Source organism: uncultured Microbulbifer sp., assembly GCF_947504145.1.
Taxonomy (GTDB): domain Bacteria; phylum Pseudomonadota; class Gammaproteobacteria; order Pseudomonadales; family Cellvibrionaceae; genus Microbulbifer.
This window is the reverse complement of record NZ_CANNGQ010000003.1, coordinates 507,789-531,910: the sequence shown is the minus strand read 5'-3', so window position 1 is coordinate 531,910 and position 24,122 is coordinate 507,789. Positions and strand designations below refer to the sequence as shown.

Annotated in this window: 20 protein-coding genes; 18 read left to right on the top strand and 2 right to left on the bottom strand. The window is 57.4% G+C overall.

Annotation, left to right across the window (positions count from 1 at the left end; translation table 11 throughout):
* Positions 1–122 precede the first annotated feature (122 nt).
* The 12 genes from Q1A74_RS12935 to Q1A74_RS12880 all read left to right on the top strand — a co-directional run bounded on the left by Q1A74_RS12935 (position 123) and on the right by Q1A74_RS12880 (position 11,559).
* A complete protein-coding gene (locus Q1A74_RS12935; protein ID WP_299596693.1) occupies positions 123–839 on the top strand; it encodes a SapC family protein in 717 nt (238 codons plus the stop codon).
* 37 nt (positions 840–876) lie between these two features.
* Positions 877–1,902 (top strand): cupin-like domain-containing protein, encoded by a 1,026-nt coding sequence (locus tag Q1A74_RS12930; protein WP_299596690.1) that lies wholly within the window; start codon positions 877–879, stop codon positions 1,900–1,902.
* Positions 1,903–1,933: 31 nt separating this feature from the next.
* Positions 1,934–3,433 (top strand): tryptophan halogenase family protein, encoded by a 1,500-nt coding sequence (locus Q1A74_RS12925; protein ID WP_299596687.1) that lies wholly within the window; start codon positions 1,934–1,936, stop codon positions 3,431–3,433.
* Between the two features lie 446 nt (positions 3,434–3,879).
* The gene (locus Q1A74_RS12920) at positions 3,880–4,770 is read left to right on the top strand and encodes a hypothetical protein (protein WP_299596684.1); all 891 of its coding nucleotides are present in this window, start codon (positions 3,880–3,882) and stop codon (positions 4,768–4,770) included.
* Positions 4,771–4,996: 226 nt separating this feature from the next.
* Positions 4,997–5,647, top strand: a complete 651-nt coding sequence (locus Q1A74_RS12915; RefSeq protein WP_299596681.1) for an MBL fold metallo-hydrolase — start codon at positions 4,997–4,999, stop codon at positions 5,645–5,647.
* A gap of 60 nt (positions 5,648–5,707) precedes the next feature.
* Entirely contained in the window at positions 5,708–6,289 is a 582-nt protein-coding gene (locus tag Q1A74_RS12910; protein WP_299596678.1) for a DUF2799 domain-containing protein, read from the top strand.
* A gap of 60 nt (positions 6,290–6,349) precedes the next feature.
* Complete coding sequence (locus tag Q1A74_RS12905) at positions 6,350–6,781, top strand: hotdog fold thioesterase (RefSeq protein WP_299596675.1); 432 nt, start codon at positions 6,350–6,352, stop codon at positions 6,779–6,781.
* A 26-nt stretch (positions 6,782–6,807) separates the two neighbouring features.
* A complete protein-coding gene (locus Q1A74_RS12900; protein WP_299596671.1) occupies positions 6,808–7,512 on the top strand; it encodes a M48 family metallopeptidase in 705 nt (234 codons plus the stop codon).
* An 85-nt stretch (positions 7,513–7,597) separates the two neighbouring features.
* Entirely contained in the window at positions 7,598–7,966 is a 369-nt protein-coding gene (locus Q1A74_RS12895; protein WP_299596668.1) for a DUF2750 domain-containing protein, read from the top strand.
* Positions 7,967–8,088: 122 nt separating this feature from the next.
* Positions 8,089–8,487 (top strand): VOC family protein, encoded by a 399-nt coding sequence (locus Q1A74_RS12890; RefSeq protein WP_299596665.1) that lies wholly within the window; start codon positions 8,089–8,091, stop codon positions 8,485–8,487.
* 27 nt (positions 8,488–8,514) lie between these two features.
* Positions 8,515–9,447 carry an SDR family oxidoreductase gene (locus Q1A74_RS12885; RefSeq protein ID WP_299596662.1) on the top strand — a complete coding sequence of 311 codons (933 nt, stop codon included), beginning with the start codon at positions 8,515–8,517 and terminating at the stop codon, positions 9,445–9,447.
* Positions 9,448–9,522: 75 nt separating this feature from the next.
* The gene (locus Q1A74_RS12880; RefSeq protein WP_299596659.1) at positions 9,523–11,559 is read left to right on the top strand and encodes an SLC13 family permease; all 2,037 of its coding nucleotides are present in this window, start codon (positions 9,523–9,525) and stop codon (positions 11,557–11,559) included.
* Between the two features lie 51 nt (positions 11,560–11,610).
* Here the strand turns inward: Q1A74_RS12880 and Q1A74_RS12875 are convergent, their stop codons facing one another.
* The gene (locus tag Q1A74_RS12875) at positions 11,611–12,057 is read right to left on the bottom strand and encodes a CBS domain-containing protein (protein ID WP_299596656.1); all 447 of its coding nucleotides are present in this window, start codon (positions 12,055–12,057) and stop codon (positions 11,611–11,613) included.
* Positions 12,058–12,749: 692 nt separating this feature from the next.
* On the opposite strand from Q1A74_RS12875, the gene Q1A74_RS12870 reads away from it, so the two are divergent.
* Positions 12,750–13,226, top strand: coding sequence for a hypothetical protein (locus Q1A74_RS12870; RefSeq protein ID WP_299596654.1), 477 nt, complete (start codon positions 12,750–12,752; stop codon positions 13,224–13,226).
* A gap of 589 nt (positions 13,227–13,815) precedes the next feature.
* Entirely contained in the window at positions 13,816–15,657 is a 1,842-nt protein-coding gene (locus tag Q1A74_RS12865) for a hypothetical protein (protein ID WP_299596652.1), read from the top strand.
* Between the two features lie 23 nt (positions 15,658–15,680).
* On the opposite strand, the gene Q1A74_RS12860 is transcribed toward Q1A74_RS12865, so the two are convergent.
* Entirely contained in the window at positions 15,681–17,771 is a 2,091-nt protein-coding gene (locus Q1A74_RS12860) for a TonB-dependent receptor (RefSeq protein ID WP_299596649.1), read from the bottom strand.
* A 396-nt stretch (positions 17,772–18,167) separates the two neighbouring features.
* Here Q1A74_RS12860 and Q1A74_RS12855 point away from each other — a divergent pair, with 396 nt between their 5' ends.
* The 4 genes from Q1A74_RS12855 to Q1A74_RS12840 all read left to right on the top strand — a co-directional run bounded on the left by Q1A74_RS12855 (position 18,168) and on the right by Q1A74_RS12840 (position 24,084).
* Positions 18,168–18,905: a hypothetical protein gene (locus Q1A74_RS12855; RefSeq protein ID WP_299596646.1), complete on the top strand. Its 738-nt coding sequence runs from the start codon at positions 18,168–18,170 to the stop codon at positions 18,903–18,905.
* Between the two features lie 87 nt (positions 18,906–18,992).
* Entirely contained in the window at positions 18,993–21,341 is a 2,349-nt protein-coding gene (locus Q1A74_RS12850) for a PQQ-binding-like beta-propeller repeat protein (RefSeq protein ID WP_299596643.1), read from the top strand.
* Between the two features lie 142 nt (positions 21,342–21,483).
* Positions 21,484–22,599, top strand: a complete 1,116-nt coding sequence (locus tag Q1A74_RS12845) for a trans-acting enoyl reductase family protein (protein WP_299596640.1) — start codon at positions 21,484–21,486, stop codon at positions 22,597–22,599.
* Between the two features lie 12 nt (positions 22,600–22,611).
* The gene (locus Q1A74_RS12840) at positions 22,612–24,084 is read left to right on the top strand and encodes an MFS transporter (protein WP_299596637.1); all 1,473 of its coding nucleotides are present in this window, start codon (positions 22,612–22,614) and stop codon (positions 24,082–24,084) included.
* Positions 24,085–24,122 lie beyond the last annotated feature (38 nt).

Genomic DNA, 24,122 nt, shown 5'->3' with positions numbered 1-24,122 from the left:
CTTTCGGGCAATTGGCACTTGCCAACAACCTGCGGGTTGTTCAATCTGGAGGGGCCACTGCATTTGCAGTGGCCCCTTTCTGCGTTGTAGAAAATTGTAAAAATAACAATAAGGTGAGAGACATGACCAACTCGGTACTACTGGACAACGTCAACCATCACGATCTTAAAATCATTACCGGGTACTCTGAAAAATTCGGCGACAATGTCAACCAGGTGTTGACCGTTCCCACGGAGTACGCAGAAATCCAGCGGGAATATCCCATCCTGTTTCATCGCGACAGCGCAACCGGAGAATATCAGTCCATTGCTCTGCTGGGGTTAGACCGGGACGAAAATCTGTTTCTCGATGATACTGGCTGGAATGCCAGTTATGTGCCCGCCGTGCAAGCCCGCGGCCCGTTTCTGATTGGCCTGCAGGGCGCCTCGGGCGAGCCCATGATTCATGTGGATATGGAAAACCCTCGGGTCAATCGCCATCACGGCCAGCCGGTTTTTCTTACTCACGGTGGCCACTCGCCTTACCTTGGTCGCATTAGCGGCATACTGCAGCTGATCCACCGTGGCCTGACGCAAAGCAAAACCATGTTTTCCGCGTTTGAATCCTGTGACTTGATCGAGCCGGTCAAGCTGGAACTTAAGCTCACAGAAAACGAGCAGTACACCATTGAGCACTTCAGTACCATCAGTGCCGATAAACTCGCTGCGCTGACGGGCGCGCAGCTGGAAACGCTCAATCGCCAGGGGGTTCTGCAGCTGGCATTTCACGTGCTGGCGTCCCTCGGCAATATGTCCCGCCTGATCGAAAGAAAGCGTGGTCGGATTGCGGCTGCCGCCTGACTGGTCGCTCGGTTAATAAAACATGAGGTAAATGGCGATGTTTACTCACACAGTTCCCGCAATCGACGGTGCCGCGCTCGCCGAACTTCCGTTGCAAGAGTTGGTGGCTGGCAATGCGCCGGTAGTGCTCAAAGGGTTCGCCCGAGACTGGCCCCTGGTCAAGGCCGGACTGGAATCGCCACAGGCGGCTATGGCGTATCTGCAGCAGTTTTACAATGGGTCACCGCTGATTGCCTATATGGGCGCGCCGGAAATTGACGGGCAGTTCGGTTATAACGAGACGCTCACCGGCCTCAATTTTTCCACCGAGCGGGTGCTGCTGAATGATTTTTTTCAGCATGTGGAAAATTATCTGCAGGATCCGAATGCGCCCTCCCTGTATATCGGCTCGACCACCATTGATGCCTGCCTGCCGGGATTCCGCGAGCACAACGACCTGCTCCCCCGGTGTGAAGCCCTGTCCCAGTTTGCGCCGCTTGCCAGTATCTGGCTCGGCAACCGCACCGTGGCCCGCGCCCATTTTGATAAGTCCCTCAATATTGCCTGCTCTCTTGTGGGCAAGCGCCGTTTTATTCTGTTTCCCCCTGAGCAGATCGCGAATCTCTACCCAGGGCCACTGGAGCCCACACCGGGAGGGCAGGTGGTCAGTATGGTGGATTTCCGCAATCCGGATTTCGATCGGTACCCGAATTTTCGCGAAGCCATAAGCACTGCTCAAGTGGCCGACCTGGAACCCGGCGACTTGCTGTTTTACCCGGCGCTCTGGTGGCATCAGGTGGAGGCGCAGGCGCCGTTTAATGCCATGGTCAATTACTGGTGGAACCCCTCGCCGGCGTTTATGGATACCCCCATGAACACTCTGTTGCACGGCATGCTCAGCTTGCGCGACAGGCCAGACAGCGAAAAGCAGGCCTGGCGCGCCCTGTTCGATTTTTACCTGTTCGGCGACCCGGAATTGCCCCGCGCCCATTTACCGGAACAGGCGCGCGGTGCACTGGCAGAACTGGATACCCTGAGTGCGCGCCGCTTGCGCGCACAATTGATGCAACGGCTGAATCGTTGATTCGCGGCCGGTGACAAAGAGGAAAATAAAAATGCAGCATCAACGCGTTAAGAAAGTCGTTATCGCCGGTGGCGGAACCGCCGGTTGGCTGGCGGCGGCGGCACTCTCCAAACAACTGGGTGCACTGATCGACATCGAACTTGTGGAGTCCGATGCGATTGGCACTGTTGGGGTAGGGGAGTCCACCATCCCTACCATCTGTTCCTTCCACGCATTACTTGGGATCGACGAAGCGGAATTTATGCGCGCGACCCAGGCCACCTTTAAACTCGGTATCGAATTTGAAAACTGGGGCAGGGACGGGGACCGCTATGTGCACGGTTTCGGGCATCTGGGCAAAGCCAACTGGATGGCTGAATTTCATCAGTTCTGGCTGCACGCCAAAAGCCTCGGCTTTGGTGGAGATATTGGCGAATACTGTCTGGAAACCCAGGCGCTGAATGCGAGAAAGTTCGCCACCTCGGAAAAGCCGGGTTTGAATTACGCTTACCATCTGGATGCTACCCGCTATGCGCAATTTTTGCGGGGACAGTGTGAAGGGCGCGGTGTAAAACGCACTGAGGGAAAAATCCGCGAGGTGCGCACCCACAGCGAGAGTGGCTATATCGAATCCTTGCTGCTGGAAGATGGCCGTGAAGTCGCAGGCGATCTGTTTATCGACTGCACCGGATTCCGCGCGCTGTTGATAGAAGATACCTTGAAGTGCGGGTTCGAAGATTGGAGCCACTGGTTGCCGACGGACAGCGCCTTCGCCGTGCAGTCGGAATTGGTGGGGCCGGCGCGGCCGAATACCCGCGCCATCGCCCGCAGTGCCGGTTGGCGCTGGCAGATCCCACTGCAGTCGCGTATGGGCAACGGCATGGTTTTCTGTAGCGACTATCAATCTGATGACGAGGCGCGGGCGCAATTTCTGGAGGAAATCGACGGCGAGCCCTTGTTTGATCCCCGCCTGATTCGCTACCGCGCCGGCCGTCGCAAAAAAGTCTGGGAAAAAAACTGCATCGCTCTCGGGCTTGCCAGCGGCTTTGTCGAGCCTCTGGAAAGTACCAGTATTCACCTGATCATGATTGGCATCACTCGCCTGATGCAGCTGTTCCCGTTTGATGGGATTACCCCGAGCCTGCAGGCGCGCTTCAATCAGCAGTCCCGGGATGAGCTGGAAAAGGTGCGGGATTTCGTGGTGCTGCACTACAAGCTGACCGAGCGCGAAGACACCGAGTTCTGGCGCTACTGCCGGCATATGCAGGTACCGGCGTCTCTCGAGGAGCGAATCGCCCTGTTCCGGGAAAGTGCGCAGGTACACCGCACCGCGGATGAGTTATTCAGAACCGACAGCTGGGTGCAGGTCATGCTGGGGCAGCGCCTTACCCCCGAGACCTACCATCCTATGGGGCGCCTGATGAGCGAGGCACAGCTGCGCCAGGCGTTACAGGCGCTGCAGGGCAATATTCAGCGGGCGGTAGCCGAGCTGCCCGCGCACCAGCAGTTTGTAGACACCTATTGCCGGGCCGAGCGACCCGAGCCAGCGTAAAGCGCCCGCGCAGGACGCCCAGACAAAGAAAAGCCGGCGCAAGGCCGGCTTCAAGCAGAGATACGATGAGAGAGTTCGATCACCAATCGCTGACACGGCGAACGTGATCAGGGGAACTGTACTGTTTGACGGGCGTCTGGCGCGGTAGTTCCTTGCGGCGTGAAAAAATCTGCAGTTTTTTGTTAAATTTCCCGTCTATCGGCAATGTCTGGCGCCTAATGCCTCATTTGTGGCGCATTTCTTCCCATCGCGACCGTCCGGTGTTACTTTCCCTGTGACTTCTTTGCCGTTGTGGTACTCGTGTCACAGTTCGTTACAGGACAGACTCGACAGAACACATAAATATCCGATGCGCGGAAAAACCCCGGTGAGGGTTTCGTATCCAACGATAAAATAATAAGCAGCACTAAAAACAACACCAAGAGCACACTCGCGGGGAGCGAACAATGGCCGACCTGGTAATCCTTGCGGCGCCGGGGATGGGCGCCGTGACTGAAGACTTTGCCGAGCCGATGTTTCAGGCACTCAAATCAGCCCTCGGGGACGACTGGTCCCGCATCCACACCGACACCATCCAGTGCCAGGGCCACCTGCAGCCCAACCTCGAGCGCGTGTTCGACGCCATGCAGAAGCGCGACATGGATTACCTGCGGGCGCGTAAGTTCATGCTCTACGGCCTCGCCGAAGCCGCCTCCCAGCTCGCCGATATCGACCAGCGCGGCGGCAACTACGACAAAACCCAGCAGGCCATCTACCAGACCTTCGAGCGCGCCGCCAAAGCCACCAGCGACAACGCCCCGGTCATACTGCTGAGTCACTCCATCGGCTGCAGCATCCTGTCGAACTATCTGTGGGACGCCCAGCGCCCCACCATCAGTCACGGCATCTGGCGCGACGGTGGCCCCAAAGGCGTCCATAAAGGCTCCGCCAAAGACCTATTTCTGCGCGGCAAAACCCTCGCCCACTGGTACACCCTCGGCGCCAGCAACCCCCTGTGGACCGCCGCCATGGCCCGCGACCAGATCCAGGCCGTGACTGCCGATACCCGTGGCTACAACTTCCGCTGGAAAAACTTCTACCACCCGGACGACCTCTTCGGTTGGCCTCTCAAACCCCTTAGCCCCTCGTACAACCAGGCCGTCTATCGCGACTACGAGACCCGACCTCTCGCCGATTGGAGTGCCGCCAGCTGGGGACCGCAACTGGTTGCCCACGATGGCTACTGGCAGAACGCGCTGGTGCAGAAGAATCTGATTGAGGATGTGCAAGAGGTGCTGAAGAAGTCCTCTACACGCAGACCGAGCCCTATGCAGCGGGCGACGGCGGCGGCAATTTAGGACTCAAATCTCTGAATCGAAGGTGTCGATAGCGGGTAAGGGTCTGTGAGACCTTCACCGCCATGGATGGCGGTGCAGAGCCCCAGGGATGGGTTCACCGCGTGTCTCACAGACCCTTACCCGGTAGCGGCGCCGCCCCTGCACTAGCTACGGAGCACCAGAGTCACCTTAGCCGGATAGGACCACGGGCGTTATACTCGGCACCGAAGACAAAACAGGTACTCCCATGGCTCTGCAATTTCACTCGGTTCCCGTCACGCCCTTCCAGCAAAACTGTACCCTCCTGTGGTGCGATGAGAGCAAGCGTGCGGCTGTGGTCGACCCGGGTGGTGATGTCGATACTATTCTCGCCGCCGTCAAAGAGCGCGGCCTGACGCTGGAAAAAATTCTGCTCACCCACGGCCACCTCGACCACGTAGGCGGGACCAAGCCTCTGTCCCGGGATCTCGAACTCCCCGTAGAGGGCCCTCACAAGGCCGATCAGTTCTGGATTGAACAGATCAGCACCCAGGCCCAGATGTTCGGTTTCCCCGCGGTGGAGACTTTTACTCCCGACCGCTGGCTCACCGACGGCGAAACCGTCACCGTCGCCGACCATGTGCTCGAAGTTGTTCACTGCCCCGGTCATACCCCCGGCCATGTCATTTTCTTCCATCGGGAGAGCAACCTCGCCCTGGTGGGCGATGTCCTCTTCGCCGGTTCCATCGGCCGCACCGACTTCCCCCAGAGCAACCACCAGGACCTCATCGACTCCATTACCAAAAAACTCTGGCCCCTGGGCGATGCCGTCAAGTTCATCCCCGGCCACGGTCCCATGTCCACTTTCGGTCAGGAGCGCCAGACTAATCCGTTTGTGGCGGACAAACGCTTTGGCTGATTCAGCGAAGGTTCACGGGTACGGACATGTAATACAGCTGTACGACCCGCGGATGACAATATGAAGCTCTGGAAAATAACCACCCTGCTGTCGGTTCCCGTAATTCTGGCCTTCTCAAGTGGCTGCGCCGTAATTTCAGAAAACGAATGTCAGGCCGGCCTCTGGTACGAGCGCGGCATCGAAGACGGTGCCCGCGGCCGCAGCCAAGCCACCGTCTACCAGATCGCCCAAAAGTGTCACGAGTACGGTGTACGCACCGATACCGCCGCCTGGATGCGTGGTCACGAAGAGGGTGTGGAGCAGTACTGCACCCCGGAAAACGGTTTTGCTGTTGGCCGCCGTGGACGCGACTATGAAGGGGTGTGCACCGGCCCTACCGCAGACCTTTTCATGGCCAATTATCAGCAAGGCCTTGCGGTGTATCAGGCGGAACAGCAATACGCTGCACTGGCCAACCGCTACGAGGATGTTGAGCGCGAGGTGTATAGGGTAGAGCGGGCCATGGATGACGCGGAGAGCAAAGAGGAAGTCCGTGCACTGCGCAGCCAGCGCCGTAGCCTGCTGAGGGAGCTGCGTCACCTGGAAGGTGAGATGATGCGCTTTGGTGGTTTTGGTGCTTTCAACCCGCTGCTTTTTTACTGATATTCGTTGCCAGACATTTTCTGTAAAAAAATAGCGGCAGCAAATTATACAAGGTGACTTATGGCAATCTGGCACAGCGATCCGACGCTGGAAGAAGTAAATCAGAGTATGGGCGATTGCATGCCCAGTTACCTGGGAATGAAAATTACCGAAATCGGCGATGACTATATTGTCGGTACCATGCCGGTAGAGGATCGCACCCGTCAGCCGTTCGGGATTCTCCACGGCGGTGCCAGTGTCGCGCTGGCAGAGACGCTTGGGTCCATGGCGGCGAATATGGTGGTGGATACCCGCAAATTTTATTGTGTGGGCCAGGAGATCAACGCGAATCATCTGCGCCCGGTGCCGGATGGTGAGGTGACCGCCAAGGCCACCGCGATACACATCGGCCGCAGCAGCCAGGTCTGGGAGATTCGTATTCACGATCCCAGAGGCAAGCTCAATTGTATTTCCCGTATCACCATGGCGGTGGTGCCGGTGCCTTCCCATTAATTTTCTGAACTGTTGATGCATTTATCGTGAGCGGGGACCTGTTTACTTTCGAAGACGTGGCCTACCGTTTATCCCGCTCGCCACGGCGCAAGCGCCTGGGGCTGGTGGTCACGAAAGAGGGCGCGGAAGTGCGGATTCCCCAGCGTTGTGCGGAGCGGCACGGGCATCAGTTTCTGCGGGAAAATATTACCTGGGTGCGCGATCAGTTGCGCGGTGTCGCGCAACGGCAGGCTCAGGTTCCGGAGCATCATTTTGCATTTGGTGCGCGTTTTCCCTGGCTGGGCAATGCGCTGGAGCTGGACCGCGCAGCCTGCGCTGCCGACGCGGGGATACGCGATGGGTTTATCCAGTTGTACAGCCGTGCGCGCGAGCCGGGCGCAGCCCAGATCCAGGCTGCTCTGCAAAAACTTTATCAGCGCGAAGCGCTGGCGTTGCTGCACGAAAAGTCCGCTTACTTTGCCGGGCTTCTCGGCCTGGCGTTTTCCTCGGTAAAAGTCCGCCGCACCCGCAGCAAGTGGGGGCACTGCACCATTCGCGGTGAGCTGCAGTACAACTGGCTGGTATGTCTTGCGCCGGAGCCGGTGGTGGATTACCTGGTTGTTCACGAGGTGTGCCATTTGCAGCACCACAATCACAGCCGGGAGTTCTGGGCACTGGTTGCCAGCCTGTGCCCAGAGTACAAACGGCTTCGCCGCTGGCTCAAAGACAATGGCCACACGTTGCAGCTGTAGTGGCCAGCCACAAGCCAGCGCAAGCTTCTACTTATCCCGCCCAATCTGGCGTAAACTGCCCACATCATTTTTAAGGCAAGCCGGTATGGAATTGGAACCTCTCGGAGACGATTTTGAGGAAAACTGCGCCCGCTTTCTGCCGGAGGCGGTAGAGCTGGGCTGTGTGTGGGCGCTGGAAGGGGACGATGGTTTCGCCCTGTGTGAGTCCGAGCGCCGGGCAGACACCGATGTCATGCCGTTCTGGTCCCAGCGGGAGTTTGCCGAAGCGCATATTGTCGATGACTGGGCAGGCTACCAGGTGGTCCCTGTCGATCTTGAAGAGTTTATGGACGACTGGCTCGAGGGCATGCACGAAGACGTGCTGCTGGTGGGCATTAACTGGAATGCGGAAATGGAGGGGGAAGAAATCGAACCCCTCGACCTGCTCGAACAGCTGGAGCAGGAGCTCGATTGATCCCCAAGCGGGCAAATCGGCATGTACAAAAAACAAACAACAATCAAACAAGAATAACTTGGCGACAACTGCGATGAAATACGCAGCAGTGCCGGCAACAAATCTCCAACAGGAGGTCTGAGGTGAGTCAGTTTTCAGGGGTGCAGAGCGTCATTTATGGCGTGAGTAATCTGGAAGAAGCCAAAGCGTGGTATATCGCGTTGCTTGAAGTTGAACCCTACTTTGAGGCCGAGTGTTACGTGGGCTTCAGTGTCGGCGGTTTCGAACTGGGGCTGGATCCCAACGCGCGCAACGTGATCAGCCGCGCGGATGGGGTGGTTGCCTACTGGGGCGTGGCAGATATTGCCGCCCAGGTAGAGCGTATGAACAGCCTCGGCGCGCGCCAGCACGGAGAAGTGGTCGATGTGGGAGAGGGCATACTGATGGCCAGTTTCCTCGATCCCTTCGGCAATGTTTTCGGGTTGATCCAGAACCCCCACTTTACACTGACACCGAGTCCGGCCGCGGACCCATCCGATTAAGATCGAGCGCAGTTTTGGAGCAGTAAAGTGAGCAAGCCTCCCGCCAACCGGTTTCGCCCGTCAGATCATTCCTTTGCTGCCGAAAGCCTGGCGCAGATTGGTCGCGGTTACGTGGTGCCGGACCGGGTCGCGCTGATTACTGGCTGCTCCAGTGGTATTGGTCGCGAACTGGCGCTTGCCCTGCACAGCCGCGGCACCATCGTGATTGCCACTGCGCGCCGTGCCGAAAGCCTGCTGGAGCTGGCCGATGTGGGTATCGCCACCGAGTCGCTGGACGTGAACTCCCAAGCGGATATCAACCGGGTAGTGCACGCCATCAAGACCGCTTACGGTCGCCTCGACATCCTGGTCAACAACGCCGGCTACGGTCAGATGGGGCCACTGCTGGAGCTGGATACCCGCTCATTGGAAGCCCAGTTTCGCACCAATGTCTTTGCTCCCATGGCCCTGGCCCGGGCCTGTGCACCTCTGCTCAAATCCCGCCGTCACGGTGTCATCTGCAATATCGGCTCGGTCTCCGGGGTCATGCCCACGCCCTTCTCCGGGGCCTATTGTGCGTCCAAATCTGCTCTGCACTCCCTGTCCGATGTGTTGCGTCTGGAGCTGAAGCCGTTCGGTATCCGTGTAGTGACTGTACAGCCGGGTGCTATTGCCTCTGAGTTCGGTCGCCACGCGGAAACCTCTCTGCGCGGTCTTCTGGCGCCGGACTCCTGGTACAAGCGCAGCGAAGACCATGTTCGCGCCCGCGCTGTCGAATCCCAGCAGAATGCCACCCTGGCACGGGATCTGGCCAAGCGTCTCGCCGCCGAACTGCTGCGCAAACGCCCGGCCATTCTGCTGCGGATTGGCAATAAAAGCCGTCTGCTTCCCTGGATGGCCCGCTGGCTGCCGCGCTGGTTGCGGGACCGTATGCTGTCCCGGCGGTTTGGGCTCAAACGGCTGCTGGTGTCCAATCAGTAGTCGAAAATCCGCTATGTTTGAGGTTGGCCCGATCGCTTTTCGGCGGGCAAACCCACTGTGGAATCTCATCTATCCATGACCGTTGATCAGATCGTCATTCTGCTGATTCTTGCCGTCACCATTGTCCTGTTTGTCTGGGGCCCCTGGCGTCACGATATGGTGGCGCTGGCGTCATTGCTGGCCTGTGTTTTTGTCGGCCTGATTGAGCCGCAAGACGCCTTTGCCGGTTTTGGGCACCCAGCGGTAGTGACCGTTGCCTGCGTACTGATACTGAGCCGCGGATTGCAGAGCACCGGTGCCATGGATGCGCTGGCACAGAAAGTCGTGCCCAAAAAGGGCGGTATCACCCTGGCTATCGCGGCCCTCACCGCCCTCGGCGCCGGCATGTCCGGCTTTATGAACAACGTCGGCGCCATGGCGCTGTTGATGCCCGTGGCAACCGATCTCGCAGACCGCTACGAGCTCCCTCCGGGCAAAGTCCTGATGCCTTTGTCTTTCGGCACCATTCTCGGCGGCATGACCACGCTCATCGGTACCCCGCCCAATCTTATTGTGTCCGGCTTTCGCGCCAGTGCCGGCGCTGGTAGTTATGGCATGTTCGACTTCACCCCGGTGGGGCTGGTGGTGGCACTGGTGGGGGTGGCGTTCGTTGCCCTGGTTGGCTGGCGCCTGGTGCCGGCGCGCACGCAGGCCGGTGCGCGCACCTTTGATACCGGCAGCTATCTCACCGAAGCCCTGGTGGGTGAGAAAAGTGCCGCCATCGGCAAATCCCTGGCAGACCTGGTGAAGATGATTGGCGATGAAGATGCGCAGGTGATCGGCCTGGTGCACAACAACGCGCGGGTCTCCACTGCCATGCCGGGGCTGCGGGTACGCGCCGGTGATCTACTGGTGATCGAATCCGAGCCGGAAGCCCTCGCCGCAGTACTCTCCAGCCTGGGACTGACACTGGCGGCAGACCCGACCAATGGCGATAAAAATGGGGACGAGGACAAAGAGGGAAAAGAGGGGCAGGAACCCAAAGAAAAAGAGGCGCGAAACAGTGAAGCGGCGGCAGAAAAGTCGCTCACTCAGGCACAGAGCCCGACCGGCCTGACTCGCGATCTAGTCGATATGAGTGCGGTGGACGTGCCGCCAGAGTTGGCCCGGGGAGACGAAGGTTCCGCTCCGCCGGACGGTTCACCTGTGGAGGAGGATGCCAACAGCCGGGAAGAGGAAAGTCGGGAAAAAGACGACAAGCGCGCGCGCGACCGCGCCGAGGTGGTACTGCGTGAACTGGTTGTGCTGCCGGATTCTTACCTGATTGGGCGCACCGCGGAAAACCTGCGCCTCGCGGGGCGTTACGAGATCAATCTGTTGGCGCTTTCCCGCCAGGGGCGCCGCTCGGTGAAGCGCCTGCGCTCTACCATGCTGAAAAGTGGCGATGCCCTGTTGATGATGGGGACCGAGCAGAACCTGCTCAGCTTCGCCAACGAACAGCGCTGTGTGCCACTGGCGCAGCGGGATATCACCATTCCCAACAAGGAAAAAGCCTATGTGGCGCTGGTGGCCATGGGGCTGGCGGTGGCGGGCGCCGCGTTTGGCCTGTTGCCGGCGGCCATTTCCTTTGCGACCTGTGTGCTGGCTTTTATGGCGCTGAAAGTAGTGCCCCTGCGCAATATGTACGAGTCTATCGATGGTTCCGTGATTGTATTGCTGGGAGCGTTGATTGCGGTGGCGGAGGTGATGGGCTCCACCGGGGCGGCGGATGTGGTGGCCAAGTCGATGCTGGATAACCTGGCCCAGGGCAACCCTGTGTTCGCCCTGGTATTGATTCTGGTGGTTACCATGACGCTGTCGGACTTTATGAACAACGCGGCGACCGCGGCGGTGATGTGTGCCATTGCATTGAGTGTGGCGGGACAGTTGGATGTGAATCCAGACAGCTTTCTGATGGCGGTGGCCATCGGCGCATCCTGTGCCTTCCTTACCCCAGTGGGCCACCAGAATAACACGCTGATACTTGGCCCCGGTGGCTTCCGCTTCGGCGACTACTGGCCCATGGGGTTGCCCATGGAGATCATCGTGGTCGCCGTATCGGTACCCATGCTGTTGTGGGTCTGGCCGCTATGACCCGGGCTTACCCGGCAGCGGGATCTTCTTGCCGGTTTCTGTAGAGTTTCGTTAAGCCACATCGTCATCCGGTGACCGCGCAAGATCCGCGAGATACTCCCCGCAGAAGCGCAGCGCATCGGTGACGGTCACGATACCGGCCAGTTCCCCCTCTTTCATCACCAGTACTGATCCGATCCCTGTATCCGCCATCGCCAGCAGTATCTTGTCCAGCGGATCATGGATATCGGCGATATAGGGTCGCCGTGCGGCCAGGTCGCGGACATAGAGCTGCTGCTCTTCCAGGCGATGCCCCGGCGACTGGGCGCGTTCGATATCCCCCTGAGAGATAATGGTTTCCAGGTCGCCGTCGCGGGTGACCGGCAGGTGGTGCACCTTGTGTTCTTCCATCAATGCGAGGGCGGCTTCGATGGAAGCGTCTATATCAATATGATAGGGAAATGGCGTCATCAGGGCCGCCAGCGTGGGCATATGGTGAATATCCCGTGTTTTCGTCATGAACTGAACTCCCCCGGATTGCTGTTGTGGCCCGGAATATTGGTTCCGGATACATTGGCAAGAATAGAACAATGGGGGAGGGGAGCGCGGAAAGATAAAAAGATATCCAACCGGTTGGCTAATAAAAAATAACGCAGTATTATGCGCGGCGTTCGCTGGCTCCCGGCCAGTTTCCGGAAACTACCCCGGATTGGGATTATTATCCCGGTGTGCCGGGGGGGAATACAGAGCTTGAAATATCCGCAAATGCCACCATTGTTGGGATTTAGCGGTTTCCCGGTTCTATAAACAAAATCAATCCACTTGATTGAAATTGGCGTATATCAATCCGTATCTCTTTTATTTACTGCATCGCAGTCGGAAAGTGTTGATCTCGATACCGGCGGGATTATGTGCGGTATTTCAATATTTCGACGGTCAGTTATATAAATCCGTTTAATTGTGGATATGCACTGGTTATTCCGGACTATCTTATATGGGCTATCTTCTGGTCAGTGGATATCGCCCCGGTATGTCGGTGAATCTAGGCCGTAAAGATGGCGAATGGCTTATCTGCTATTGAGAGAGATTCCCAATAAATATTAAAAATACGGGTGAGTATTCACCTGTCCAGCGCGATCTTAAACAAGATTCAAAGCAACATTTAAAGCAATATCCAAAACAACAACCCTAGATATCGAGGCTCAAATTACATGTTTCAGGAACACGATCAGATTGAACAGCAGATTGCTGAGCACCAGGCCAAAATCGAAGAGCTGCAGGAGCAGATGGCCAAAGCCGAGCGCAAAAAGCAGGGCGTGATAGCCTTTGATAAGGCGCTGGTCAATCTGGCAGCGGAATACGAGATGGAAGAAGAGGAGCTGTACGGCGCCCGCGGAGAACAGATCGTTGATTGGCTGGTCGCACAGCTGAGCAATGAAGACGCACCGGATTACGTGCGCAGTCTCAAAGCCCGGGTAGCCCGCGCATTGAAGCGCGAAGGTGAAACCCCGCGTCGCACGACTCGTCGCGCCGCTTCCAGCAAGCCGGCAGAGCCCAAACTGGAGACAGGCCACTACCGTAACCCCTACACCAACGCCACGATTGAAAAGAAAAAGCGCAACCCGAAGCAGCTGAATCAGTGGGTGGCCGAGCACGGTCTGGACTTGGTTAAGACCTGGAAAATCTGATTTTCTCGCCCCCCAGGGTTTTCCTGTCAAAACAAAGCCCCCGGCAGTCCCAGCTGCCGGGGGCTTTGTTTTTTGGCGCAGAAACACGTGTAAGCCCGCGAAACCCCATCCAATTCACGTCAATCAGTGCAATCCCGCGCTACCTCGCACGCCTTGTGTGCAGATTTCAACAATACTTTTTTGAAGTCGAAATCTGTTGTTGTTTGAGCTGTAGTTTCAGCTGTTCTTCGAGTTGCTCTTCGGCTTGTTCCTCGAAAAGGAGTGCCCAGTGCCAGGAAGGCTTGTTTTACCGGGTGTTGTTATCCGTCTCCCGCGACTGACCCGGAGACTGTCCTCGGGATCGTCCTCGGGATTGTCCCGCAAATTGCCCCCGAGATCCTCCCGAGATCTGTACTCACAGTGGCCAAGGGCTTTTACCCGGTATCTCTGTGTATCCCTCTGCCTGATCCTGGCCGCCTGTGACTTCGGCAGCAGCGACAACCGCGACCCTAGTGCGCGAGCGCTGGGTGCTAATTCCAATTCTACCGCCCGTTCGGGTTCCAGTAGTTCGGGAAGCTCGAGCGGGGGCAGTGTGGGCACGGGTGCGGAAATGACCGGAACCTTCCTGGCCGGAGCAGTGGAGGGGCTGGGCTACCGCACGCCGAGCTTTTCCGGGGTGACCGACAGCAGTGGCACGTTTCGCTATCGCGACGGAGAAGACGTGGAGTTTTTCCTCGGGGGCGTCGTGCTGGGGGGCGCGCCAGGTGCCGCGGAACTGACACTGTTCGACCTGGCCGGAGCTGCCCCCTATGCTGACGAGGCCGATTTGCGCGCAGCGCTGGAAAACCATCAGCAGGTGGATGCGTTGGACCGCGTATCCAATATGATGCGCCTACTTCTGATTCTGGATCGCGATCAGGACCCGGGGAATGGCATTGATCTCACCGGCTGGAACGCGGACCTTACGGACTACCGCGTGGATTTTTTCTATGACCTCTACGCCTTTCCTTTCCGGCGCGGTGTGGATTCCCTGCCCGCGATAAAGACAGCCTTTTCCATCCAATACCAGTTGCCGCTGGATGCGCCACTTGTGTATCTCTACGACGTCCTGGGAATTGTGGTGCCAGTGCACCTGCCCACGCGGGAAACCCGGGATATCCAGGACGATGACCGTATCGAGCAGGAGGTGCGCTGGGACTACAACAGCCTCGGCCTGCCGCGGATCATGCGCTACACCCTTTTACCGGATGCCTTGCCTGCGCCCAACTGGCGCGAGCGACTGGAGTTTGCCTACGACGATTTAGGGCGTCCGATTTTTCTCCTGCGGGAAACCGACACGGACGAAAACGGCACGGTGGATGCGTTCTTTCGCTCCGAGCGTTTTTTCAACGACAACGGATTCCTCGTCGAGGTGATTGAAGAAGATGGCGAATTGCTCGTACGGCAGCGGCGGGTGTACCGGTTTGACTACGATGACGGCGGCAACAACATTTTTTCCATCTACGAGCTGGATGACAATGTCGACGAAATTGTGGACTCAATATTTCGCGTAGAGAGCCTGTACAACGATGACGGCCTACTGGACTGGCGTCGGGAAGAACTGGACCAGAATGCAGATGGCATCATCGAACGGCGGCAGCGTTTTGAATTCCGCTACAACCGCAATGGCCTGCTACTGGAAATGGTCGACACCCTGGACGACGGCGACCTGGCCTCGGTTGACGGTATAGTCGATGTGCGGTCCGAAGTGGATTTCCGCTACAGCAGTGGTGAGCGTTTGCTGCGAGAAATCCAGCAGATCGACGACAACGGCGATGGCGTTGTGGACCGGGAAAATACCTACAGCTACATCTATCTGAGTAGTGGCAAGCTGCGCGAGCAGACCTGGGAATTTGATGTAAACGCAGACGGTAATGTCGATTCCCGCCGGACATTCACCTACCGCTATACCAGTGACGACAATCTCTTCAGTGAAGAAATGACACTGGATAACAACGCTGATGGCACTCCGGAGGCACGCCAACTGGCGGAGTATCTTTACAACAGCCGCGGACAGCTGCGCGAATCAGAAATTACCACCTACAACGGCAGCGACACCCTGCAAAGCCGTATTACCGTAGTCCGCACCTATGCATCCAGCGGCCAGCTGGCCAGCTGGTATCGAGAAGGCGAGGGCCGCACCGGTATCACCAATACGCCGATCCGGATACGCTGGCACTATCTGCCGTTCGATGACGGGCTGCGCTATCTCATCGACCACTACCGCTATCGCCAACCGGCCTACGCCGAAATCGGCACCATTGACCTCAATGTGCCTTGCGAAAACTATCGCTTTGCCGAAGAGGGTACCGTTTGTGTGTTGAGCTGGCCCATGCGCTGGAAGCTGTTGTGGGGTGAGACGTGGAAAGCGCCCGGCGCAAACCTGGGCGGGCCGGTAGTGATCCGGCCATAGTACATTGATTAAAAGGGGTCCGATTAAAAGCGAAAGCGGAGGTCTGCGTACACGCTGCGCGGTTCGCCGATAAAGTAGCGGTCTCCGCCTCCAAGACTCGAATAGTCGGCGCGCTCGGCGTAATCCACGTTCGCCAGATTTTCAATGCGCAGGCCAAAAGTCGTATTCGCGGCCAGGGCCTGGTTCAGCCGCAGATGCAGCAGTTCATGTCCATCGTAGCGGTGGGCACTCTCAATATCCGTGTAGTAGCTGCCGGTGTACTGCCACTGCAGGGCAAGCTCCGTTGTGCTCGCCGGTTTCCAGCGCAGATACATATTGTGCAACTGACGGGGCGCCGTATCGATATCGTTACCGTCGGTCTGGATCAGGCCCGAACCGGCCTCGCTCACATTATTTGTGTACTGGTGTCGGGCCAGGGTGCCGGCCACGTCTAGCTGCCAGTTGTCGCTCAGCAGCCACTGCCACTCGTATTCAACGCCGTAATGTCGGCTCTCACCATCATTCAGGTTCAGGCGGTCGGAAGACTGGAAAACCACGTCGGATTTTTCCATATAAAAGCCCGTCAGGCTGTAGCGGAAATTCTCGGAAGTGTGGCGCAGGCTGGCTTCCAGGCTGTCGATGGATTCGGAATCAAGGTCCGCGCGGGTCTGGCCATTTTGCAGGCGATACATTTCCGTGGCCTGGGGTGCGCGGAAGCCGTGGGCTAGCCGCAGCGTGCCGGTAATCTGTTCAGAGAAGTGGTGAATGACATTGGCATTCAGCGAGAGATTGCTGAAATCATCGCTGCGGTCTTCGGGCCGCGAGTAGCGGCAGCCAATGGCACCGGTGAATCCATTGATGCAGATCTCCCCGGTTTCGGTGGTGTCACCACTAATCATGTGGTTGACATAGTCATAGCGCAGATATTCTCCACGCGCACCCACAGTGCCGGTTGTAGTATCGCTCAGTTGTCGCTCCACCTGGGTGAAGGCCGCGGCGACCACCGCGGAAACCGAGTAATCGTAGTGTTTGCCATCGGGAAAGGATGAAAAGCCTCCGTCCTGAGTCTGTTTCAGCCAGGCGTCGGTGTATTCCAGGTCAAATCCGTTTATCCATTGAGCCCCGCTACCGATTGATTGGCGAAAGGCCGTCTGCACGCCGAGCCCTTGCTGGCCATTTTGTTCCAGTGGCGTACCGGGCAGAAAGTGCATCAGAAATTCCATATCCGTATAGCGGACGTAAGGTGTGACCTGAAGCTGGCCTCCATTGCTCAGTGTGCGTTCCAGTTGCACTTGTGCGCGGGCCGACTGGCTATCGCGAAAGGCCTCCGGGTTCGGATTTTCCCGTTTACGGCTTTCATCTTTGTACGCGTCTTTTCCGGTCACATAACCAGCAGTTTCCTGATTCAGGTTGGTCAGGCTCACCAGTGTGCGCAGGGACCACTCTTCCCACTGGCTATCATTGCGCAGCTGTAGTTTCTGCTGGTCGAATCCGGAATCGTTTTTATAGCCACCGTCGCGCGCACCACTAAAGCCGAGTCGGAAGCCACCTTGGCCATCGCCAGCACTGTGGTCCAGCTTTATTCGCTGAAAATCATTGGCGCCACCTTCAATGATCGCTGTGGACTCCTGTCCGTCCACGGGACTCTCACTCAATATATTGATCACCCCGTGCTGCGCATCGGAGCCATAGAGCACCGTGCCTGGCCCGCGTAACACCTCAATGCGCCCGGCCTGTTCAAAATGGCTGTCGAACAGTTGATTGACGTTGCAAAACCCGGTGCCGCGCACCGGAACCCCATCCTGGGTTATGGCAAACGCGCCGCAACTGCCCGCGCCAGTGAGCACCGGGGAGCGCAGGGCGATCAGGCTTTCCTGACCATTGCCGCGATTGATGAATGCACCTGGCACACTGGCTAAAACCTGGCTCGGGTGTGTGGCGCTGATGGCCTGCAGGGTATTCTGGTCGACGAGGGAAAGGGATTCGGCGAGCTCGCTGCTGGGGCGCAACTCGCGGGTCCCGGTCACACTTAACTGTTCCAGACGGTGGGATCCGGCCGGTGCGTCAGTCGCGTTCGCGGCGCCAGCGGCCAATATCAGGCCTGTGGCCAGGGCGTTTTTACAGAAAAGTTTCATTGCGGACGGGTTCCTGTGCTCGTTTTTATTTCCAACTGTGATTGCCTGTTTCCCATACATCGTCGTTTCTTCAGCTGCTTCGCCTGTGGCGCAATCGTCGGGCGTCTGTCAGCGCAGTGAAACGATATAGGTAATCCCATCGGCCGGTAAAGTGACGCTGGCGTTTTTTTGGACCGACGCGTGCTGCGATGAGACCCGGCCTGCAGATCTGGCAACAATGCTACAACAGGACACTGGATGTCATGGATAAGCGGGAGGAATCTTGTCAGCTTTGACCTGCTCAAGGGTCATTGGATTGCAACTCGTGCGATGTTGAACCTGTAGGTTGGAAATCTAACGATCGGGAATCTGAGCCCAAACAATCAACGATAAAGGAAAAAAATAATGAGCTCTTCGATGATGAGTAGAATATGCATCCTCCTTGCGGCGCTCCTGCTCGGCGCCTGTCGTGGCGAAAGCCTGATGATCGTGCGCGATATCCCCCCGGCACAGCACGCGGAATACGCAACACTGATACCGGACCTACCGGGTATGTCTGTACCCGCGCGCCCGCAGATGAGTGTGATCGGCTCCATGGCCGGTGGCGATTACTATCTGGAAGGTGTGGTGCAAATCCGCATCAACTACAACGGCGATGACTACTGGTGGCCGATTTATCAACCACTGAATGCGCAGATCGGCTATGACACCGGTATTCCGCTGGGTTATCCGAAAAAAGTGCAGCCCATGTGTCACACCGACGATGGCAACTACTACACCTTCAGCTTCGGAAGCTGTGAAGTGCCCGAACTTAAGCTTCAGCATTACACCACCAACCGTATCGTGACCACTTATGGTGAAGCGCCGGATACATCTGACGGCACCAATGGCTTTATGAGCCTGAGTGAAGATGGTTGCCTGCTGAACAGCGGTCAGACCTACGCCAATCCCACCGACGAACTGATTTTGCGTGAAGGTTTTGTGTATTTGGAAAACTTCCTGCCACAGCCGTGGGCTGACCTGATGCCGAGCGGTTTTTACGGCGGCACCCTGGCTGGTGGCACTGTGGTTCCTCTGGAAGAAGGGCAGACCGATCCCAATAGTGATATCGACAATCCCTTCTACCCGATTTACGAAGTAGCCTGCGGATTTTAATGTTCTGCTGCAGTGAAGGGATGCCCCCTTCACTGCAAGATTAAAAAATAATAATCGCAAACGCGCATCAGGCGCGAGGTGCACACTATGAAAATGCTTTCAGCTCTCCGGTGGATCGCCGGAGCATCACTACTAAGCGCACTTCTGTCCGGCTGTGGCAGTAACGAGCCTGTCGCTGTGACCGGTACGGTAAATAATTGTCCCGGCGGCTTGAGCGCAACCTCCAGTATTCTCTGGAGTGGGCACGGCGCAAGCCTGAGTGGCCCTCAGTCTGCCAATCACTATCAGCCGAATACCAGTATCACCAAAAATAATGTCAGCAATCTGGAGCTGGCCTGGACCTATAGCCACCCCTGGCTGCTCGGTGGACGCAGCTCGCTCGGCGTTACCGGCGAGTCGGTGATCGTCGGCGATACCGGTGGCAACGTTACCGTGCTGAACAAGCAGAGTGGTTGTGTCATCTGGCAACAATCGGAAGCGGCGGAAGTGGCCAGTGGCTTTACCTTCGGTGCTAAAGATGCCAATGGTAGCGGGCGCGCGGTGTATTACACCAACGGGAATGCGGAAATCGTAAAGCGCGACTACGTCACTGGTGATCTGATCTGGCGTCGCAAGCACGATAACCACCCGTTTGTTTCCTCCCGCTCCTCTGTGGTACTGCACAACGGCACCGTCTATCTCGGACTTTCCAATAACGAAATCAATGAGGCGTACAACACGGGCTACGCCTGCTGTGATTCCCGCGGTGTGGTACTCGCGCTGGATGCCTGGACCGGTGACCTGAAATGGAAGCGTTATACCATCGACCAGACTCCTGGTTACGAATACGTGGGCGACCCGGCCAAGGGACCCTCTGGTGCCAATGCCTGGGGTGTGCCCTTTGTGGATGCCAAGCGAAATTCTCTGTATGTGGGAACCGGTCAGCAGTACACCGGCCCGCAGACCAACGGTGGTAATGCTGTCATCGCCCTGGACCTGGATACCGGGGTCAAGAAGTGGACCTTCCAGGGAATCGCCAGCGATATTCTCAACCTCGGCTGCACCGACTGGGTACTTTTTGGTGGCCAGCAGCCGCCCAACTGTGACCCCGACCATATCAACAGCGACAACGCTCTGGACTTTGACCTGAATGCGACGCCGACTCTGGCGACACGCATCGATGGCCAGGATATTTTGATTGCCGCCTCCAAATCTGGTGACGTTTTTGGCATCAACCCCGACAACGGCCAGCTGGTTTGGAATACCCGCATCGGAGCTGGCGGTACTTATGGCGGCGTGCACTGGGGTTTTGCCATCGACGACCAGCGGGATCTCGTTTATGTTCCGGTGAGTGATAAAACCGGCCCCAAAACCGAGCGTGTATTTGATTTCCTTGCGGGCACCGGATCCGGTGAACTGCAGAATTCCCCCAACGCCACTCCAGGTCTGTACGCCATTGATATCAACACTGGCAACATTGTCTGGCAGAACAGCGCGGACTTCTGGAGTGCGCGCGATAGCAAAAACTACAAACCCGTGATTTCCGGAAACCCGGTGGTCATTGACGGTGTGGTATTTACCGGCACCCTGTCCGGTTACGTGATGGCGTTTGACGCGGACAACGGCAATGTGCTGTGGACCCAGGACACGGTGTTCGATCGCATGGGCACCAATGGCGTTATGGGTAACGGCGGTGCCATCGATGCAAACTGGCCGATTGTTGCGGGCAATATGCTGTTTACCGATAGCGGCTACCGTGCGGGTGCGGGTGGCCAGGGCAATATGCTACAGGCTTACCGCCTGAACGGCGCTCCGCCCAATCCGGACCCCGATACCTATACCGTATCCACAGGCACTGTGGGTTCCGGCTCTGTAACCGGTGGTGGTACCTATAACGCTGGTAGCCAGATCAGCCTGACGGCTACTGCCGCCAGTGGCTGGAGCTTCGCCAACTGGAGTGGCGATGCCAGCGGCAACAGCAATCCGCTGTCGCTCACGGTAAATAGCAACCTGTCATTGACCGCTGTGTTCAGCGAAGACGACACCCCACCGCCGTCGACGGGTGGCAACCTCGCTCTGGGCAAAACCGTGACCGTCAGCTCCCAGGAGCCTTGCTGTGCCCCTTCTAATATCACCGACGGTAACAACACTACTCGCTGGCTTTCCTGGTTTATCGACAATCAGTGGGTGGTGATTGACCTGGGTAGTACACAGACCGTCAGCCAGGTAAAACTGCTGTGGGAAGGTGGCAATGGGGAAGGCGGTTACGCCGCTAACTATGACATTCAGGTGTCCAACGACAACAGTAGCTGGAACACCGTTGCCAGTGTTGCCGCGGGCGATGGTGGTGCGGATGTGGTGAATTTCTCCAGCACCTCAGCCCGTTACATCCGACTGAAGCTGAACACCCGCGGAACCATTATTGGATTCTCGCTGTTTGAAGCGGAAGTTTACTGATTGTTCAATACGGACTGATCAAGTGTTATTGATCGAACGATAAAGTGGCGCTGAAACGTGGCGGCAAGTACTTGATATCAAGACTGCCACGGTTCAGCGCCTTTTTTATGTACATACTCACCAGGGTAGGTAGGTCAACACGATGTCGAGTAAGCAAAAACCGAAAATTTTTATCTACGGCGCCACGGGTTACACCGGGCAGCTGGTTGCCGAGCTTGCCGCGAAACAGGCGGCAAATGCCGTACTCGGTGGGCGCGATGAAGAAAAACTGTCTGAGCTGGGCAACCGCCTCAACTTACCCAGCCGATGCCTCTCTTTGCAGGATTCGGCCACACTGCTGGATGCGGTCAGGGAGTTTGATGTGGTACTCAACCTCGCCGGCCCGTATCGGCATACGGCCGCACCGATGCGCGCAGCCTGTATTGCGACCCGGGTGCACTACGTGGATATTACCGGTGAGCTGGAAGTTTTCGAGGACCACGCGCAATTTCACGACCGGGCGCGTCTTGCGGGCATAACCCTGCTGAGTGGGGCGGGCTTTGACGTCGTGCCATCCGATTGCCTTGCGGCCCATGTCAGTAGCCGGGTAGAAAATGCAGAGAAACTCGAGATGTATTTCTCCGGTGGCGTCGGTATGTCGAGAGGCACCATGCGCTCGGGGCTCGGCATGATTGGCGGCGGTGTTCCGATCCGGGAAAACGGACGTTTGATCCGGCGGCTTGTGTCTGAAGGGCGATCGCGTGACTGCGGTGATGGCGAGCAACGCTTCTGCGCTGGTCCCTGGGGCGACCTGGTTACCGCCTGGCACTCCACGAGAATCCCGAATATTCAGGTCTTTTTCCCCACTAAGAAAGAGCCTGCCAGTCGCGCGGTCCTGTTTGCGAAGGCGTTCTTGTTGAACCGAAAGTTCGTGCAGTGGCTGTTGCGGGGCTTTATTCGTCTGTTGCCCAACGGCCCGGAGGCGGAAGCACGAGATACCGCAAGGCAGTACTTGCTCGCCGAAGTAACCAATGCGCGTGGAGAGACTTACTCCGCCCGCCTGGAAACGCCCGAGGCCTACACTCTGACTGCATATACTGCGCTGGCGGTTGCCGAGGCAGTGGTCGATCCCTCCGTGCCCCGTGGCTACCAAACCCCGGCGACCGCTCTGGGAGCCAACTTCATTCTCCAGTTTCCCGGTGTTTCCCGCGAAGACGCTGCGCCTTCCCGGCCTGGGATCAAAGCGGGTGTAAGCGCCGGGGAAACATCAATTGCTTGATGGAAATTATTTATGACCGTCGTTACGCAATCTCATGGGGATGGCTTGCCATCGGTTGAGGAGCGCCAGCAAAAGCTTTCGGTGCGAATAAAGCTATTCCAGGCACTGGGTGCGCTGCCGGATACCTTCAAGACCTTTGCCTTCAATACATTTTTGCTGCTGTTTTACAGCCAGGTACTGCCGCTACCTGCGTCCACCGCGTCGCTCGCACTGATGCTCTCGGTGGTGCTTGATGCAATCAGTGACCCCTTGGTGGGGTCCTACTCGGATGGGCTGAAAACCCGCCTTGGGCGTCGCCACCCGCTGATGTACGCCTCGGTGATTCCCCTCGGGCTTACGCTCTACTTTTTGTTCTCGCCGCCCGCAGGGCTCAGTCAAACACAGCTGTTTCTTTGGTTGCTGGCTTTTTCCTCCGCTTCCCGTCTGGCAATGACCTTTTTTCTGGTGCCGTGGAGTGCGCTGTTTGCGGAACTGACCGACGATTACCACGAGCGCAGTGCGATCATTACCTACCGCTATGTACTCGGTGCCCTGGGCGGTGTGCTGTTTATCTGGTGCAGCTGGAGTTTTATCTTCCCCGCCAGTGAGGCCTTTTCCAAAGGGCAACTGAATCCCGAGGCCTACGATACCTTTGCCCTGGTGATTGCCCTGGCGGTATCCCTGACCGCGTTGTTGACCACGCAGTTGACTGTGGGGTGGGTGCCCCGACTGCGCCAGCCAGACAAGGCCCGGCCTTTTTCGGTGGGCATTGCATTGCGGGATGTTCGACTGGCGCTGGCCAACCGCGATTTTCTGGTGCTGTTTGTGGGGCTGCTGCTGGCGTCGGTGCTGACCGGTGTTGTCGCGGGGTTCGAGATTTATTTTCACACGTATTTCTGGGAATTCTCCCCGGACGACCTCCGTTGGCTATCGCTCGGTGGCCTCGGCGCACTGTTTGGTGCCGCTATTGTGGGCCCATTGCAGGCGCGCTTCGACAAAAAAGACGTGCTGCTCGGATCCATGTTGTTCTCACTGACGGACGGACTTTGTGTTGTGGGGGCGCGCCTGCTGGGCTTTCTGCCGGAAAACGGTGATCCGCTGTTACTGCAGCTTCTGGTGGGCAACGAATTTTTGCGCATGGCCTCGCTGAGTGTGACTGTTATTCTTTTTGTGTCCATGGTTGCCGACACGCTGGATGCTCAGGAGCTTAAGACCGGCCTACGTCAAGAGGGAGTGTTTTCCTCGGCCATCGCGTTTTCCGGCAAGGCGGTTTCCGGCGTCGGAATCCTGGTGGTCGGTTTTATGCTGGATTTCATTATTCGCTGGCCCGCGAATGCCGTACCTGGGGAAGTGAATCCGCAAACCGTATTCGACTTGGGGATTTTTGGCGGCCTGCTGATTCCGGCGTTTTACCTGATCCCTTTCTACTTTGCCACCCGTTATCAAATCACCCGCGAGCGTCACGCTGAGATCAAACGAGCGCTGGCGGCCCGCACCCGTTCATAAACTTTGCACCGGTTTATCAACCCTGATTTCGCCGATTA

Bases quoted from the DNA above. Each gene is read 5' to 3' on its own strand.
- Q1A74_RS12935 (WP_299596693.1), top strand. From the start codon at position 123: ATGACCAACTCGGTACTACTGGACAACGTCAACCATCACGATCTTAAA.
- Q1A74_RS12930 (WP_299596690.1), top strand. From the start codon at position 877: ATGTTTACTCACACAGTTCCCGCAATCGACGGTGCCGCGCTCGCCGAA.
- Q1A74_RS12925 (WP_299596687.1), top strand. From the start codon at position 1,934: ATGCAGCATCAACGCGTTAAGAAAGTCGTTATCGCCGGTGGCGGAACC.
- Q1A74_RS12920 (WP_299596684.1), top strand. From the start codon at position 3,880: ATGGCCGACCTGGTAATCCTTGCGGCGCCGGGGATGGGCGCCGTGACT.
- Q1A74_RS12915 (WP_299596681.1), top strand. From the start codon at position 4,997: ATGGCTCTGCAATTTCACTCGGTTCCCGTCACGCCCTTCCAGCAAAAC.
- Q1A74_RS12910 (WP_299596678.1), top strand. From the start codon at position 5,708: ATGAAGCTCTGGAAAATAACCACCCTGCTGTCGGTTCCCGTAATTCTG.
- Q1A74_RS12905 (WP_299596675.1), top strand. From the start codon at position 6,350: ATGGCAATCTGGCACAGCGATCCGACGCTGGAAGAAGTAAATCAGAGT.
- Q1A74_RS12895 (WP_299596668.1), top strand. From the start codon at position 7,598: ATGGAATTGGAACCTCTCGGAGACGATTTTGAGGAAAACTGCGCCCGC.
- Q1A74_RS12880 (WP_299596659.1), top strand. From the start codon at position 9,523: ATGACCGTTGATCAGATCGTCATTCTGCTGATTCTTGCCGTCACCATT.
- Q1A74_RS12875 (WP_299596656.1), bottom strand. From the start codon at position 12,057: ATGACGAAAACACGGGATATTCACCATATGCCCACGCTGGCGGCCCTG.
- Q1A74_RS12870 (WP_299596654.1), top strand. From the start codon at position 12,750: ATGTTTCAGGAACACGATCAGATTGAACAGCAGATTGCTGAGCACCAG.
- Q1A74_RS12865 (WP_299596652.1), top strand. From the start codon at position 13,816: ATGACCGGAACCTTCCTGGCCGGAGCAGTGGAGGGGCTGGGCTACCGC.
- Q1A74_RS12860 (WP_299596649.1), bottom strand. From the start codon at position 17,771: ATGAAACTTTTCTGTAAAAACGCCCTGGCCACAGGCCTGATATTGGCC.
- Q1A74_RS12855 (WP_299596646.1), top strand. From the start codon at position 18,168: ATGATGAGTAGAATATGCATCCTCCTTGCGGCGCTCCTGCTCGGCGCC.
- Q1A74_RS12850 (WP_299596643.1), top strand. From the start codon at position 18,993: ATGAAAATGCTTTCAGCTCTCCGGTGGATCGCCGGAGCATCACTACTA.
- Q1A74_RS12845 (WP_299596640.1), top strand. From the start codon at position 21,484: ATGTCGAGTAAGCAAAAACCGAAAATTTTTATCTACGGCGCCACGGGT.
- Q1A74_RS12840 (WP_299596637.1), top strand. From the start codon at position 22,612: ATGACCGTCGTTACGCAATCTCATGGGGATGGCTTGCCATCGGTTGAG.